This window comes from Bacillus sp. FCW2, from assembly GCF_021228595.1.
In the GTDB taxonomy this organism is placed as follows: Bacteria; Bacillota; Bacilli; order Bacillales; family Bacillaceae; genus Bacillus; species Bacillus velezensis.
Genome location: NZ_CP089436.1, coordinates 739,113 through 754,709, shown reverse-complemented (window position 1 = coordinate 754,709; position 15,597 = coordinate 739,113). Strand labels below are relative to the sequence as shown.

The window sequence follows — 15,597 nt, the reverse complement described above, 5'->3', positions numbered from 1 at the left end:
TGTATAAAAAAAGTTTCAGTTTCCATAATAATAAAAGCGGACCGGACATAGTAATGCACCAAGGCGGCACCCATTTGGAAAAAATTATCTGCGCTTATTCCTAGATTCATGTCGTCCATATCGTGTATAATGGAGGCAGTTAAAAGAGAAAAAACAGAATGTCATCCTTTGTTGCTTATTCGTACGAAGTTTTAGAGTCGAAAGTTGTGGTATATCAAGTCCATCCGATCTTATGATAGGGAGTGGTTTTTTGAAACCTTCAACAAATCGTATGCTGACTCGGATTAAATCAGTTTACATGTTCATCCAGGAAAAAGGCCTTGTGACAACACAGGAACTGGTTGATGAATTCGGCATTACACCTAGAACCATTCAGCGAGACTTAAATGTGTTAGCATACAATGATCTTGTTCATAGTCCTAGCCGAGGCAAGTGGGAGACAACACGAAAAAAAGTGAAAATTACATCTTAAGCGAACAATTACATAAGGCCCTTTTCGGCCTGACATGCTGCAAGGCAAAGCAGCGTCTTTGCCTTGTTTTTTGTTCCTCTATATAAAAAGCCCAAAACAAATCTGTTTTGGGCTTTTCTGATATCGATTACACTTCAGCGCCTCTCAGCGTTTCGAGCTCCTCTTCAGTCAGCTCGCGGAATTCTCCCGGTTTAAGATCCGGGTCAAGAGAAACAGCCCCCATCGAAAGCCGCTTCAAATAAGCCACTTCATTTCCGACAGCCTTTGCCATCAGCTTCACCTGATGATATTTGCCTTCTGTAATGGTCAAGTGAATCACCGTTTCATCCGGGCTTTCTGTAATGATTTCAACGGCTGCCGGCTTCGTCTTATAGCCTCCTTCAATGACGACGCCTCTTTCCAGATGAACGATGTCTTCCGGTGACAGGGGTGAAGTTAACCGGACCTCATATGTTTTAGGCACATGCTTTTTCGGAGAAAGCAGGCGATGAGCGAGCTGCCCGTCATTGGTCAAAAGCAAAAAGCCTTCCGTATCCTTATCAAGACGTCCCGCCGGAAACGGTTCAAATCGCTGTTCTTCAGGCGTCAGCAGATCAACCACCGTTTGCTGGCGGCTGTCTTCGGTAGCGGACAGCACTCCTTGCGGCTTATTCATCATGACATAAATAAATTCACGATAATCTGCCGGCTCTCCGTATACCGTGATGTCCTGTTTTTCCGGATCGACATGGGTTTTCACATCTTTCGCCGGCTCTCCGTCAATCATGACAGCCCCAGCCTTGACGATTTTTTTCACATCTTTTCTTGAGCCGAATCCGCTGTTGGCAAGCAGCTTATCAAGTCTCATCCTGATCCTCTCCTTTAAAAAGAAAAGCCCGCGATAAGCGGACTATTCATTATTCTTAATGGGCGGAATGCCTGCCTCTTCTCAAAACGCGGGGCAGACGGTTTCCAAACATTTTCTGTAAAAATCCGATTCGGTACGCGGCAAACATGTACACCGCACCGCCGACAGCGGCGCAGACAAAGACGACAATCGCCGCATGCACCTGGCCGCTTTGGTATGTTACAAAGAAGCTGAGCAGCCATTGAGTCAGCTTGACCGCGACTCCCATCAGGACGGACAGGACTGCGATTAAAATGACCCGTTTTATAAGTACCGTATACGAATAGCCCGCATGGCGCTTAATCATGATAAAACCGTACAGAAGAGAAGCGATATAACCGAGCGCCGTTGCCAGGATGGCCCCGTCTCCCTGAAACAGCTTGATCAGCGGCACGTTCAGCACCACTTTTATAATGACGCCGATGAAAAGGCTCACGACAGCAAATTTCTGTTTATTAATCCCTTGCAGGATCGCGGCGTTTACGGTAAACAGAGAAAACAGAATCGCGACAGGCGCGTACCAGAACAATATATCCTGTCCGATATCCGGGCGAAGACTTTCAGAGCCGTAGAAGAACGTATAGGCCGGACCCGATAACACGGACATCCCGACAACGGCGGGAATAACCAAAAACAGAATGATTTGCATCGTCTGGTTAATCTGCTGGTTCAAAAGCTTATAATTCCTGCTCGTAAACGATTCAGTAATCGTCGGAATCAGCGTCAGACCGAAAGCGGTCGCCAGAGAAACCGGGATCATAACAAGCTTCGGCACATAAAGGGTGACAATCGCAAGCATGTCCTGGCTGATATCCTTATGGCCCGCCGCAATCATCGCTTTATTAAACGTATTCGTATCGATATATGAATACAAAGGAATCGCCAGTCCGACAAATACGTAAGGAGCGGCATAACTGAAAAGCTCAATGAACATTTTTTTATAACTTAAGTTCGCGGACGGGACAAGATTCGGCTTCATCGCCAGAAGATCGCCCTTCCGCTTATTCCAGTAAATATAAAGGACGACAAGCCCTCCGAATGATCCGATCAGCGCCGCGAAAGTCGCGTATCCGACTGCGATGACAAGGCCGCCGTTGATCACTCTTAAAATCAAATACGTTGCGCCCAATAAAAAGATAATCCGGGCAAGCTGCTCCACAACCTGTGAAACGGCTGTCGGCCCCATCATCTGGTGACCTTGGAAAAAACCGCGCACAAGACTCATAATCGGCACGACCAAAAGTGCCAGACTGACCATCCGGATGACATAAACGACGTGGTCAATCGTAAGTCCGTTGTTACTCGTGCCGCCGAGAGATGTTTCCGCAAAAAACGGCGCCGAAATATAAAGAATTGAAAAAGCGATCATCCCGGTTACGAGCATAACCGACATTCCCGCTCTCAGCATCCGCCTGCTCGTCTCATAGTCTCCTTTGGAGTTATATTTCGAGACAAATTTTGAAACCGCGGCGGGAAATCCCATCGTGGCAATGTTTAAAAACAGTGTATATTGATTATATCCGTATTGAAACAAAGCTCCGCCCGTCGCTCCGACCATCGCTCCGAACGGGATCAGATAAATCATCCCTAAAATCCGCGATATATAGGTGCCGAGCGTCAGCACGAACGTGCCCCTTAACAATTTGCTTGACATGTTTCCTCATCACCATTTTCTACGAAGATTCAACTTTTCTATTTTAACACAACTGGGCAATTAGACGGTAATAATTACAGCGGGAAACTTTTTGGGAAAACCCTTTAAAAAACAAAATACGTTTAAGGATTCCCTTTCTTTCGCTATAATAGCAGAAAGCGGACATTTCCGCCTATTATACGTGAAAAAGAAAGTTGTTGATGAAATATGAAACATTATGACGTGATTGTGATCGGCGGCGGTCCGTCCGGTTTAATGGCTGCGATTGCCGCAGGCGAAGAAGGGGCGGACGTATTATTAATCGATAAAGGAAACAAGCTGGGACGGAAGCTGGCGATTTCCGGCGGCGGGCGCTGCAACGTGACCAACCGCCTCCCCGTTGAAGAAATCATCAAACACATCCCCGGCAACGGCCGCTTTTTATACAGCGCGTTTTCCGAATTTAATAATGAAGATATCATCGCCTTTTTTGAAAAACTCGGCATTCAGCTGAAAGAAGAAGACCACGGGCGCATGTTCCCGGTGACGGACAAAGCGCAAAGCGTTGTCGATGCGCTTTTGAACCGATTAAAACAACTGAATGTCACCATCCGCACAAATGAAAAAATCAAAGAAGTGCGGTACGAGAACGGCAGGACAGCAGGCATTACGACAAACAATGACGAACACATTAACGCAGACGCCGTCATTATCGCGGTCGGCGGAAAATCAGTCCCGCATACCGGCAGCACCGGAGACGGCTATGCATGGGCGGAAGCGGCTGGTCATACCGTGACCGAACTCTTTCCGACGGAAGTGCCGGTTACGTCGTCAGAACCGTTTATTAAACAAAAAACACTTCAGGGGCTGTCTCTTAGAAACGCGGCCGTCAGCGTCCTGAATAAAAAAGGAAAACCAATCGTCACACACGTGATGGACATGCTGTTTACCCATTTCGGCTTGTCAGGCCCCGCCATTCTCCGCTGCAGCCAGTTTGTCGTCAAAGAACTGAAAAAGCAGCCAGAGGTCAAACTCCGCATCGATCTGTTTCCCGGCATCAACGAGGAAGAGTTATTTCAAAAGATGCACAAGGAACTGAAAGACGCACCGAAAAAAGCGCTCAAAAACGCGCTGAAGCCGTGGATGCAGGAACGGTACCTGCTTTTTCTTCTGGAACGGAACGGTCTTGATCCGCAGACAAGCTTTACGGAACTGCCGAAGGATCAATTCAGGGCTTTTGTCAAAGACTGCAAACAATTTACGGTTGCCGCTGACGGAACGCTTTCTTTGGACAAAGCGTTTGTCACAGGCGGAGGTGTTTCCGTAAAAGAGATTGAGCCGAAACAAATGGCGTCTAAAAAAATGGAAGGCTTATATTTTTGCGGAGAAATACTCGACATTCACGGCTATACCGGGGGCTACAATATCACTTCAGCCTTTGTCACGGGTCGTCTCGCCGGTTTGAATGCAGGACGTTTCTCACGCTCGCTCTAAATGGTTTAAAGCGCATTTACCTGAGCGTCCCCGTTGATAATTGACCAAAAACATGATAGAGTTTTCTGCGTTTTGTTTCACCTGATTGAGGGAATAGGAAGAAAGGAATGATCTGTAATCGTACGACCACACTAAAACAAAATGGCGTATTGAAAAAAATAGTCAGAGGGTGAGAACGTTTGAAGAAGAACATCTCCAGTGTTTTTTGGATTGTGATTGTCATCACAGCAGCTGCGGTTTTATGGGGGGCCATTTCTCCTGACAGCCTGCAGCAAGTCACTGATACGGCACAAAAATTTATTACGGATTCTTTCGGCTGGTATTATCTGCTGGTCGTTTCTATATTTGTCGGTTTCTGTCTCTTTCTCATTGTGAGTCCGATCGGCACAATAAAACTCGGAAAACCCGGGGAAAAACCGGAATTCGGCTTATTATCATGGTTTGCCATGCTTTTCAGCGCAGGCATGGGAATCGGTTTGGTATTTTACGGGGCTGCGGAACCGATCAGCCATTACGCCATCAGCTCTCCCTCAGGTGAAACAGAAACGCCCCAAGCATTTCGTGATGCGCTCCGGTACACATTTTTCCACTGGGGGCTGCACGCTTGGGCCATCTATGCGGTCGTCGCTTTATGTATCGCATATTTTCAATTCAGAAAAGACGCGCCCGGTTTGATCAGCAGCACACTGACACCGCTTTTGGGCGATAAAGTAAACGGGCCGATCGGCAAAGCGATTGACTGTATCGCGGTGTTTGCGACCGTTGTCGGTGTGGCGACAAGCTTAGGGCTCGGAGCGACTCAGATCAACGGCGGTCTGCATTATTTATTCGGCATTCCGAAAACATTTTCCATTCAGCTGATCCTGATCGCTGTCGTGACCGTGTTATTTTTGATTTCTGCGTGGAGCGGAATCGGCAAAGGGATTAAATACTTAAGCAATACCAACATGGCGCTCGCGGGTATTTTAATGATCTTTATGCTCATTGCAGGCCCGACGGTGCTGATTATGAACTCATTTACCGATTCTATCGGCCAATACATCCAAAATATCGTGCAGATGAGCTTTCGCTTGTCTCCGAATGATCCCCAAAAACGCGAATGGATTAACAGCTGGACCATTTTCTATTGGGCCTGGTGGATATCCTGGTCGCCGTTTGTCGGCATTTTTATCGCCCGTGTATCAAGGGGCCGGACGATCCGGGAATTTTTAATCGGGGTGTTGGTGACACCTTGTATATTGGCTTTCTTATGGTTTGCAATCTTCGGTGTATCCGCGATGGATCTTCAGCAGAAAGGCGTATTCAATGTCGCGGGAATGTCAACGGATACGATGCTGTTCGGCGCACTCAGCCACTATCCGCTGACAATGGTGACATCCGTATTAACGCTTGTTCTGATCGCTGTATTCTTTATTACATCAGCGGATTCAGCGACATTTGTGCTTGGAATGCAAACGTCTTACGGCTCATTAAACCCTTCAAACCGGGTGAAAATCATCTGGGGCATCATCCAGTCCGCCGTGGCAGCGGTATTATTATATTCCGGCGGTCTGGCCGCACTGCAAAACACGGCCATTCTCGCCGCGGTTCCGTTTTCAGTCGTGATCCTTCTGATGATCGTGTCTCTGTACAAGTCATTAGCGAGCGAGAGAAAAGGAATCAAACAAGCGGAGAAATACCAAAAACCGAGAAGTCCCCGCGTCAAAAAAGCATAATGCACAAAGAAGCCCGGCATTTCGTCCGGGCTTTTTTATTTTCGGTATAAAATGAGAGCGGAAAAACAATAAAGCTGCTCACCTTCAGGATCACAGGCCGCCGCTACCGTATATTTAATATCAACGAGCTGTTCATCAGAAATCCCCTTTAAAAATGTATTGACTTCAGTCTGCAGATCCTTTTCATGCTCCTCATCAAAAACAGCTATCTTCAGCACATCACCCTCTCCTTTCTCTATCAATTTATTCCGGTTCAATTGAAATATGATAGAGAAAAACAGATTTTCTTTTTTACTGATTTTTACTAAAAGCAACCAAAAATAGTTATTGAAAACGCTTACTAACGTATGATAATATCATTTTAACAATAACCAGGTCATTTCTGTTTAGTAAATATTTAGTAAAAAGGAGATGCGAAATGGTCCGTCTCAAAGATATTGCCTTACAGGCATCTGTATCCAGCGCGACAGTATCGAGAATTTTAAATAAGGATGACTCTTTGGCCGTGACTGATGAAACAAGAGAAAAAGTTCTGAGGATCGCCGATGAGCTGGGCTATCAGCCGTCGGCAAAAAAACGGAAGAACCGCAGCCGCAGCGATTCAGCGCCCCTGATCGGCGTTGTCAGCTGTCTGTCACCGGAAGAAGAACGGCAGGATCCTTATTTTTCGGCGATCCGAAAAGGCATTGAGGAAGAATGCTTTCGGCAAAAAGTTTTTATCACATCTTCTATCCATCTCGGTTCTTTTCAAGAGCATATGTTTCACGAACTGGACGGCGTGATCGTCATCGGCAGCCTGCAAGACGAGGCGCTTACGAATATCAGCGCCGCTTTCAGGCACGCGGTATTTGTTAACGGCACACCCGATCCCGCCCGCTACGATTCCGTCAGCGTGGATTTTTATGCCGCAGCGCAGAAGGCGATAGAACATCTTCTGTCGCTCGGTTATCAGCGGCTAGGTTATATCGGCGGCCGGGAGCGGGAGCATACCGTCATAGACGGCGTAAACAGCAATAAAACGATTGAGGATAAGCGTCTGACCGCTTTCTTACAAATGGCCGGCGCCGAGCCGGAGCATGTACTGATCGGTGAATACAGCATGCACGAAGGGTTCCGGCTGATGAATGAAGCCATCAAAGGCGGAAGTCTCCCCGATGCCTTTTTTATCGCAAGTGATTCGATGGCTGTCGGCGCTTTAAAAGCCTTGCAGGAAGCCGGCCTTCAAGTCCCGCGCGATACGGCGGTTGTCAGCTTCAACGGAATTGATGAGGCAGAATACGCCAGCACGCCGTTATCAACGGTAAAAGTATACACGGAAGAGATGGGCCGGACGGGTGTCAAATTGCTTCTCGACCGTTTAAACGGCAGAACCGTCCCGCTGGCCGTGACGCTCCCCACTTCATTGATTGTCAGACAAAGCTGCGGCTCACAAGAAAGGAGGTGACGTGTCCCGCAGCGTTACTATCATATTTAAAGGAGGAAAAGATGAAACGCTTACTGGCTTTGTTTCTTTCTTTTACTTGCATGATACTTCCCGGCTGCTCGGCAGAACAGAGCGGCGCCGGAGAAAAGCAGAAAACATTGACAGTCTATTCCACCATATCCTCAGACAGCGAACGCGCCGTATTCAGAAAGTTGGCTGATTCATTCCAAAAAGAACATCCGGACATTAAAGTAAACGTTCATTTCCCAGGCAATGACTACGAAAATATGATGAGGGTCAGAATGGCGGCCGGTGATATGCCCGATCTTTTCGACACACACGGCTGGGCCAAAATCCGCTACGGAGAATATACCGCTGACCTCAGCGGCATGTCTTGGACGAAGCGGCTCGATCCGAATTTAAACAGCATGCTCAAAGACGCCAAAGGCAGAATATACGCCTTCCCTCTGAATCAGGCAAAGGACGGACTGGCCTACAACCGCACGTTGTTGGAGAAATACGGAATCAAACCGCCGGAAACAATGGATGATTTTATGAAGGCACTGAGACAGATTAAAGAAAAAAGCGGCGGAACAATCACCCCCTTTTGGTTTGCCGGCTATGAGAAAAGCTCATTTGCCCAATATTACGATCAATTCGCCGCACCGCTTCTCATCACAGATCCCGCACACCGTTACAAAAAACAGCTGTTAAACGGAACCTTCCGCTGGACACACTTCACCTATTTATCTGACAAACTGAAAGAGATGCAAAAGGAAAACCTGCTCAATATAGATGCCGTGACGGCAAAACGGTCCCAGCTCATTGAACTGATGGCGCAAAACAAAATCGCCTTTACGCTGCAGGGCGGCACCCTCGGCCAAGACGTCGCTCAAATCAATCCGAAGGTAAAAGTCGGCATCATACCGACCCCGGCCGTCCACAAGGGAGACGCGCCGGTTTGGATCGGAGGCGAACGTTACACGCTGGCGGCATTCAAGGATTCCCCGCGGCTTGAAGAAGCGAAACAGTTTATCGCATTTATGGCCCGACCCGAGCATGCAAAATCAATTGCCGAAGCGACCTCGCTTCCGGCCGGATTAGTGAATGTGCAAACGGACATTTTCTACGCAAATGACTATAAGCGCTATCAGCATATTAAGGTGCAGCCTTATTTTGACCGCCTTTATTTGCCGAACGGAATGTGGGATGTGATGGGAACAGCCGGGCAGGAGCTGATGGCCGATATCTTAACCCCCGCTGAAATTTCAGCGAAACTCGGCAGGGAATATAAGCGGCTCCGGCTTCAATCTGATTCACGGGGAGCTGAAAAAGAATGAGTGATCTTGCAAGAGAAACCCAAGGATTTCAACATCAAAAGCCGGTAAAACCCGCGTCACTGTGGTGGATGTACGTTCCCGCTCTTGCCACGGTTTTTATTTTCATGATTTTTCCATTTGTCAAAGGCGCTTTTATCACATTTACAAACTGGAACGGCTTCTCACAGACGTATCAATGGGTGGGGGTCACTCAATATAAAAGGCTTTTTACAGATCCGGACACGTGGCTTGTTGTGAAAAACACTTTGCTTTACGGCATCGGAAGCACTTTTTTTCAGAATATGCTCGGACTTTTATATGCGCTGCTTTTGAATCAGAGCTTAAAAATGAAGGCGCTCACAAGAACGATCGTCTACTTGCCCGTCATTATCAGTCCGCTGATAATGGGATACATTTGGTATTTTATTTTCTCATATGACGGGGGTGCGCTGAATGATGTGCTTGGCGCACTGGGAATCGGTCCTGTCAACGTCTTGGCAAGCCCTGCGGCAAACCCGTGGATTATCGTCATAATTAACACGTATCAATACGCAGGCATTGCGATGATTGTATATTTAGCGGGGCTGCAAAGCATTCCGAAAGATTATTACGAAGCCGCAAAAATGGATGGCGCTGGAGGTCTTCAGCCGTTTTTCACCATCACCCTGCCTTTATTGATGCCGGCTGTCACCATCAACATGGTCATCAATATCATCGGCGGGCTGAAGCTGTTTGATGTCATTTTCGCGCTGACCGCAGGCGGGCCGGGCAATTCCTCTCAATCGATGTCGACGTTTATGTATGATTTATATTTTAAACGGCAGGATGCGGGATATGCCGCCGCCCAAGGAGTATTTATGTCCGTCATTATTCTTATCATCAGCTTTTCGGCTCTCGTGTATTTCAAGCGAAAGGAGACGGAAATGTCATGAAAACAGCCCGAATGCGGATTTTTACGCTGTTGGCAGCCGTTATCTCGTGCGTTCATATTGTCCCCTTTTATATTTTGCTGACCACGTCATTAAAAGCAAAAGGAGACTACAGTTCAAAATGGTCGCTGCCATCCGTCTTTTCATTTCAGAATTTTCGTGAAGCATGGGAACGTGCCTCTCTCGGGCAATCCTTTCTGAACACGATCATCATTACAGCCGTTTCCGCCGCTTTGTTAATTTTCATGGGTTCGCTTGCCGCATACCCGCTCGCAAGAAGAAATACAAAGCTGAACAAAATCGTCTTCGGCCTTTTGATTTCAATCATGATCATCCCGCCTTTGACTTCCATGGTTCCTTTATACAAGATGGTCGCTGATGCGGGGCTGATCAATACGCATGCCGCAGCCATTCTCATTAATACGGCTGCATATATGCCGCTGACCGTTTTCTTATATTCAGGGTTTATCCGCTCTTCCATTCCGAAAGAGCTTGAGGAAGCCGCGAGGATGGACGGCGCGGGATTGATCAGGACTTTTTATACAATCGTGTTTCCTTTGTTGAAACCGATTACCGCAACGGTCTGCATTATTTCCTGCGTGTTTATCTGGAACGATTACCAATTTGCGATTTTCTTTTTACAAGATCAACAGGTGCAGACATTGACCGTGGCCATGGCGGGATTCTTCGGCGAAAACGCGAACAATCTTCACTTAGTCGCCGCAGCCGCGATTATGGCGATGCTGCCGATGGTCGTATTGTTTTTGGCGCTTCAAAAATATTTTATCTCAGGGCTGTCCTCCGGGGCGGTCAAAGGCTGAGAAGAAAAGGGAGGAATTTCTGTTGAAGAAAATTACGTTTATCGGAGCGGGAAGCACGATTTTCGCAAAAAATGTACTGGGGGACTGCTTACTGACTGAAGCATTAAACGGGTTTGAATTCGCGCTTTATGATATTGACGCTGTACGGCTGAAAGAATCCCAGCTCATGCTGGAAAACATGAGAGACCGCTACAATACGAGTATATCCATCATCTCCTACGATGACCGAAAACAGGCGCTTAAACACGCCGGCTATGTGATAAACGCCATTCAGGTCGGAGGCTATAAACCCGCGACGGTTATTGACTTTGACATCCCGAAGCGGTACGGTCTCCGCCAGACGATTGCCGATACCGTCGGAATAGGCGGCATTTTCCGTTCCCTTCGCACCATCCCCGTTTTATTTGACATCGCAAAAGACATGGAAGAGGTCTGCCCGGATGCGTGGCTGTTAAACTATACAAATCCGATGGCCTCTCTGACCGGAGCGATGCTCAGACATACAAATGTCAAAACGGTCGGCCTGTGCCACAGCGTCCAGGTATGTACCAAAGATCTGTTTGACTCACTCGGCATGGATCATGAAGGTACGGAAGAACGCATTGCCGGCATCAACCACATGGCTTGGCTTTTGGAGATTAAAAAAGATGGAATTGATTTATATCCGGAAATTAAAAGACGGGCACGCGAAAAACAAAAGACGAAACATAAGGACATGGTGCGGTTTGAGCTGATGGATAAATTCGGCTGCTACGTAACGGAATCATCTGAGCATAATGCCGAATATCACCCGTATTTTATAAAAAGCCGGTATCCGGAGCTGATAGATGAACTCCAAATTCCGCTTGATGAATATCCGAGGAGATGCGCGGAACAAATCAACAATTGGGAAACGATGAGAGACGGCATCATCAACAACCAAAACCTGACGCATGAACGCTCAAAAGAATACGGTTCGAGAATTATAGAAGCGATGGAGACGGGCCGTCCGTTCACATTCGGCGGCAATGTGCTGAATTCCGGGCTGATACCGAATCTGCCGGCGAAAGCGGTCGTTGAAGTGCCTTGCACAGCCGTCAAAAACCACATTATGCCGTCCTATTCGGGCGAACTTCCGGAGCAGCTCGCGGCGCTCAACAGAACAAACATTAACACACAGCTTTTAACCATCGAAGCGGCCGTTACATTAAAAAAGGAAGCTGTATATCAGGCGGCCATGCTTGACCCGCATACGAGCGCCGAGCTTTCCATGAATGACATCATATCTTTGTGCGATGACTTATTCGAAGCGCACAAAGACCGGCTTCCGGCTTATCACTGATCATTCGCGATCCGGCCCCGGAAAGGCTGGATCGCTTTATATGTTCAGCACCAGTTTGACCGTCTGTAAGGTGTGTCCCCTAAAGTCTTCTTCAAATTCACATACCCATTGAAACCCTTTCGCTTGATAAAAGGACAAGGCGATGCGGTTCTCTTTTTCTGCATGGACATAAAGCTTTTTTACCCCGCCGGACTGCCTGATGCATTCTTTAAGGAGTGCCGTTCCTATCCCGCTTCCCTGGCAATCCGGGTCAATATAGATGGCGGTCAGCTCCGCATTTCCGTCTTTTTGAACCGGAGTGACATTTGCAAAACCGAGCACTCGCCCCTCTTCTTCTGCCACAAAGAACAGAGAATGCAAGAGCCGGCGTTCCATCATCTCATCCTGATAGGCGGATTCGAGAAACTGATCTTGAATGTGTCTGGGAATAATCCCTTCATACGTATGATGCCAGCTTCGTTCTGCGACTTGCCGGACCTGTTTGATATCGTTTGTTTTCATAGCGCGGATCATCGGTTTCACCTGATTCGCCTCCCGTTTTTTATAAAAAAAGAAGAAAAAGACGCACGTCCCTTTTCTTCTTCCACTTCAAAGCGTTATTTCTTCGGCTTTGTTTCGCCTTCCCACTCCAGCATGCCGCCTTCAACATTAACCGTACGGAAGCCCTGCTCATGTAAATACATACAAACGTTCATGCTTCTTTTTCCGGAACGGCAGATAAATACATACTCCTTGTCCTTGTCTAACGCATCCATCTTCTCAGGGATGTCCCCCATGCGGATGTGAACGGCCTGCGGAATCATTCCTTCGGCAACTTCTTCGTCTTCTCTGACATCAATCAGATACAGCTCTTCTCCCGCTTTTAATTTTTCTTCCAGTGCGGCTGTGCTGATTTCATTTATTTTCAATGTGTGACACTCCCATTCATCTTTATGGTGTTAAGTATACCAAAGCCTGCGGTGCAATTTCTATGATAGAGGCCTGATAAAAAAGCCCCTCTCTGTAGGAGAGGGGCTTCGTCCGGTCAGTTTGCCACGATATTGACAAGCTTGCCCGGTACGGCAATGATTTTTCGGATCGTTTTTCCTTCAAGCTGCTCTTTTACTTTTTCGTCAGCTTGTGCGAGCTGTTCTAATGCTGCTTTATCAGCATCAGCCGGAACCATTAATTTCGCTTTTACTTTTCCGTTCAGCTGGACGACGATTTCCACTTCATCATCCACCAGTTTTGATTCGTCATAAGCAGGCCAAGCCTCGTATGCAATCGAACCTTCGTGGCCGAGTTTTTCCCACAGTTCTTCCGCCAAATGCGGCGCAATAGGAGAAAGCAGCTTCACAAAACCTTCGATATATTCTCTCGGCAGTTCATTCGCTTTGTAAGCTTCGTTAATGAAGACCATCAGCTGAGAAATGCCCGTATTAAAACGAAGGGCTTCGAAGTTTTCTGTCACTTTCATGACCGTTTCATGATAGACGCGCTCAAGAGTTTCGCCCGCGCCTTCTGTCACTTTGCCCGTCAGCTCGCCGTTTTCCTCGATAAACAAACGCCATACGCGGTCAAGGAAGCGGCGCGCTCCGTCAAGACCTGATTCAGACCAGGCGATAGATGCGTCAAGCGGCCCCATAAACATTTCGTACAGGCGGAGCGTATCTGCTCCGTGAGACGCCACAATTTCATCCGGATTGACGACGTTTCCGCGGGATTTACTCATTTTTTCATTGTTTTCTCCGAGAATCATTCCTTGGTTATACAGCTTTTGGAACGGTTCTTTCGTCGGCACGACACCGATATCGTAGAGGAATTTATGCCAGAAACGCGCGTACAGAAGGTGAAGCACGGCATGCTCCGCTCCTCCGATGTAAATATCAACGGGCAGCCATTTATCCAGTTTCTCAGGTGAAGCGAGCTGATCCGGATTTTTCGGGTCGATAAAGCGGAGGAAATACCAGCAGCTTCCCGCCCATTGCGGCATCGTGTTCGTTTCTCTTCTGCCTTTTTTGCCCGTTTCAGGATCAGTGACTTCCACCCACTCTTTAATGTTGGCAAGCGGTGATTCACCTGTTCCGCTCGGTTTGATCTCATCGGTTTTCGGCAGAATCAGCGGCAGCTCTTCCGCAGGAACGGCTGTTGACGTGCCGTCTTCCCAATGAATAACCGGAATCGGCTCGCCCCAATAGCGCTGGCGGCTGAACAGCCAATCACGCAGGCGGTATGTCACTTTTTTCTCACCGTTTTTCGTTTCTTCAAGCCAGGCGATCATTTTTTCAATCGCTTCCGCTTTATTCAGTCCGTTCAGAAAGCCGGAATTGACATGCTCTCCGTCTCCCGTGTACGCTTCTTCTTCCGTGTTTCCGCCTTTTACGACTTCTTTGACAGGCAGGCTGAACACTTTGGCGAATTCAAAATCACGTTCATCATGCGCCGGCACGGCCATTACAGCGCCCGTTCCGTAAGAGGCGAGGACATAATCCGCTATCCAGATCGGCAGCTTTTCTCCGTTTGCAGGGTTTACGGCATATGCGCCCGTGAAGACGCCCGTTTTTGTTTTCGCAAGATCCGTCCGTTCCAGGTCACTTTTCGCCTGAACTTCTTTAACATAAGCGTCTACCGCTTCTTTTTGTTCAGGCGTCGTGATGGCCTCCACAAGCTCATGCTCAGGAGCCAGTACGGCATAAGCCGCGCCGAACAGCGTGTCCGGTCTTGTCGTAAACACGGTAAACGTGTCATCAGTGCCGTCGATCGCGAAATGCACGTTTGCGCCTTCTGAGCGTCCGATCCAGTTGCGCTGCATGTCTTTAATGCTTTCCGGCCAGTCAAGTTCTTCTAAATCTTCAAGAAGCCTGTCCGCATAAGCGGTGATTTTCAGCATCCATTGTCTCATCGGGCGGCGTTCAACCGGATGGCCGCCCCGCTCGCTTTTGCCGTCAATGACTTCTTCGTTCGCAAGCACCGTTCCGAGCGCCGGGCACCAGTTGACCGGCACTTCGTCTACGTAAGCGAGCCCTTTTTCGTACAGCTTAGTGAAGATCCATTGCGTCCATTTGTAATAGTCCGGATCAGTCGTATTGATTTCACGATCCCAGTCATAAGAAAATCCGAGCGATTGAATCTGACGGCGGAAATTATCTATATTTTGTTTTGTGAACTCAGCCGGATCATTCCCCGTGTCAAGCGCGTATTGCTCGGCAGGAAGCCCGAACGCGTCCCATCCCATCGGATGAAGCACATTGTATCCTTGCATGCGTCTCATGCGCGAAAGGATATCGGTTGCCGTATAGCCTTCCGGATGTCCGACATGAAGGCCGGCTCCTGAAGGATACGGGAACATGTCAAGCGCGTAAAACTTCGGCTTGTCATTCTCTTCACTGACGGCGAACGTTTTATGATCCAACCAGTAATTCTGCCATTTCTTTTCTATTTTTTCGTGCTGAAAACTCAACGTAAAAACCTCCTTCTGATTGAATACGGCGTATGTAGTCCAAGTATTGACGGGATGAGGAAGATTATATTCAGATTATTCTAAAACTAAAAAAAACTCCCTCATCCCAAAAAGGGACGAGAGATTTTTGTTTCCCGCGGTACCA

At 47.8% G+C, this 15,597-nt stretch carries 14 protein-coding genes and 1 other annotated feature (1 of these 15 cut by a window edge); of the genes, 8 read left to right on the top strand and 6 right to left on the bottom strand.

The window, feature by feature from the left end:
• Positions 1 to 250 precede the first annotated feature (250 nt).
• Positions 251 to 472 carry a DeoR family transcriptional regulator gene (locus tag K3G25_RS03820; protein ID WP_003152337.1) on the top strand — a complete coding sequence of 74 codons (222 nt, stop codon included), beginning with the start codon at positions 251 to 253 and terminating at the stop codon, positions 470 to 472.
• Between the two features lie 127 nt (positions 473 to 599).
• Here K3G25_RS03820 and K3G25_RS03815 read toward each other — a convergent pair whose 3' ends face one another.
• Together K3G25_RS03815 and K3G25_RS03810 are read right to left on the bottom strand one after the other, a co-directional pair.
• The gene (locus K3G25_RS03815; protein WP_007408795.1) at positions 600 to 1,319 is read right to left on the bottom strand and encodes a pseudouridine synthase; all 720 of its coding nucleotides are present in this window, start codon (positions 1,317 to 1,319) and stop codon (positions 600 to 602) included.
• A gap of 55 nt (positions 1,320 to 1,374) precedes the next feature.
• Complete coding sequence (locus K3G25_RS03810) at positions 1,375 to 3,012, bottom strand: putative polysaccharide biosynthesis protein (RefSeq protein ID WP_014418671.1); 1,638 nt, start codon at positions 3,010 to 3,012, stop codon at positions 1,375 to 1,377.
• A 207-nt stretch (positions 3,013 to 3,219) separates the two neighbouring features.
• Here K3G25_RS03810 and K3G25_RS03805 point away from each other — a divergent pair, with 207 nt between their 5' ends.
• Complete coding sequence (locus K3G25_RS03805; protein ID WP_007408798.1) at positions 3,220 to 4,485, top strand: BaiN/RdsA family NAD(P)/FAD-dependent oxidoreductase; 1,266 nt, start codon at positions 3,220 to 3,222, stop codon at positions 4,483 to 4,485.
• A gap of 179 nt (positions 4,486 to 4,664) precedes the next feature.
• Positions 4,665 to 6,200: a glycine betaine transporter OpuD gene (locus K3G25_RS03800; RefSeq protein ID WP_232489595.1), complete on the top strand. Its 1,536-nt coding sequence runs from the start codon at positions 4,665 to 4,667 to the stop codon at positions 6,198 to 6,200.
• Positions 6,201 to 6,235: 35 nt separating this feature from the next.
• Here K3G25_RS03800 and K3G25_RS03795 read toward each other — a convergent pair whose 3' ends face one another.
• Positions 6,236 to 6,418, bottom strand: coding sequence for a sporulation protein Cse60 (locus K3G25_RS03795; RefSeq protein WP_003152309.1), 183 nt, complete (start codon positions 6,416 to 6,418; stop codon positions 6,236 to 6,238).
• 200 nt (positions 6,419 to 6,618) lie between these two features.
• On the opposite strand from K3G25_RS03795, the gene K3G25_RS03790 reads away from it, so the two are divergent.
• The 5 genes from K3G25_RS03790 to melA are packed head-to-tail and all read left to right on the top strand — an operon-like array spanning position 6,619 to position 12,013.
• On the top strand, positions 6,619 to 7,644 hold the full coding sequence (locus tag K3G25_RS03790) for a LacI family DNA-binding transcriptional regulator (RefSeq protein ID WP_038459551.1): 1,026 nt from the start codon (positions 6,619 to 6,621) through the stop codon (positions 7,642 to 7,644).
• A gap of 41 nt (positions 7,645 to 7,685) precedes the next feature.
• Positions 7,686 to 8,963, top strand: a complete 1,278-nt coding sequence (locus tag K3G25_RS03785) for an ABC transporter substrate-binding protein (RefSeq protein WP_110124305.1) — start codon at positions 7,686 to 7,688, stop codon at positions 8,961 to 8,963.
• Positions 8,960 to 9,874, top strand: coding sequence for a carbohydrate ABC transporter permease (locus K3G25_RS03780; protein WP_094296093.1), 915 nt, complete (start codon positions 8,960 to 8,962; stop codon positions 9,872 to 9,874). The genes K3G25_RS03785 and K3G25_RS03780 overlap by 4 nt, the downstream gene beginning before the upstream one ends.
• Positions 9,871 to 10,692, top strand: a complete 822-nt coding sequence (locus tag K3G25_RS03775; RefSeq protein ID WP_014418676.1) for a carbohydrate ABC transporter permease — start codon at positions 9,871 to 9,873, stop codon at positions 10,690 to 10,692. Before K3G25_RS03780 ends, K3G25_RS03775 begins: the two co-directional genes overlap by 4 nt.
• Positions 10,693 to 10,714: 22 nt before the next feature.
• Positions 10,715 to 12,013 carry an alpha-galactosidase MelA gene (gene melA / locus K3G25_RS03770; protein WP_038461570.1) on the top strand — a complete coding sequence of 433 codons (1,299 nt, stop codon included), beginning with the start codon at positions 10,715 to 10,717 and terminating at the stop codon, positions 12,011 to 12,013.
• Between the two features lie 36 nt (positions 12,014 to 12,049).
• Here the strand turns inward: melA and K3G25_RS03765 are convergent, their stop codons facing one another.
• The 3 genes from K3G25_RS03765 to leuS all read right to left on the bottom strand — a co-directional run bounded on the left by K3G25_RS03765 (position 12,050) and on the right by leuS (position 15,452).
• A complete protein-coding gene (locus tag K3G25_RS03765) occupies positions 12,050 to 12,526 on the bottom strand; it encodes a GNAT family N-acetyltransferase (protein WP_014418678.1) in 477 nt (158 codons plus the stop codon).
• An 83-nt stretch (positions 12,527 to 12,609) separates the two neighbouring features.
• A complete protein-coding gene (locus K3G25_RS03760; protein WP_007613212.1) occupies positions 12,610 to 12,921 on the bottom strand; it encodes a rhodanese-like domain-containing protein in 312 nt (103 codons plus the stop codon).
• A 116-nt stretch (positions 12,922 to 13,037) separates the two neighbouring features.
• Entirely contained in the window at positions 13,038 to 15,452 is a 2,415-nt protein-coding gene (gene leuS / locus K3G25_RS03755; protein WP_022553637.1) for a leucine--tRNA ligase, read from the bottom strand.
• A gap of 109 nt (positions 15,453 to 15,561) precedes the next feature.
• Positions 15,562 to 15,597: a binding site (T-box leader), on the bottom strand (it continues 178 nt past the right edge of the window).

Excerpts from the sequence above, each read along its gene's own strand:
- K3G25_RS03815 (WP_007408795.1), bottom strand. The coding sequence starts at position 1,319 with ATGAGACTTGATAAGCTGCTTGCCAACAGCGGATTCGGCTCAAGAAAA.
- K3G25_RS03810 (WP_014418671.1), bottom strand. The coding sequence starts at position 3,012 with ATGTCAAGCAAATTGTTAAGGGGCACGTTCGTGCTGACGCTCGGCACC.
- K3G25_RS03805 (WP_007408798.1), top strand. The coding sequence starts at position 3,220 with ATGAAACATTATGACGTGATTGTGATCGGCGGCGGTCCGTCCGGTTTA.
- K3G25_RS03790 (WP_038459551.1), top strand. The coding sequence starts at position 6,619 with ATGGTCCGTCTCAAAGATATTGCCTTACAGGCATCTGTATCCAGCGCG.
- K3G25_RS03785 (WP_110124305.1), top strand. The coding sequence starts at position 7,686 with ATGAAACGCTTACTGGCTTTGTTTCTTTCTTTTACTTGCATGATACTT.
- K3G25_RS03780 (WP_094296093.1), top strand. The coding sequence starts at position 8,960 with ATGAGTGATCTTGCAAGAGAAACCCAAGGATTTCAACATCAAAAGCCG.
- K3G25_RS03775 (WP_014418676.1), top strand. The coding sequence starts at position 9,871 with ATGAAAACAGCCCGAATGCGGATTTTTACGCTGTTGGCAGCCGTTATC.
- K3G25_RS03765 (WP_014418678.1), bottom strand. The coding sequence starts at position 12,526 with ATGATCCGCGCTATGAAAACAAACGATATCAAACAGGTCCGGCAAGTC.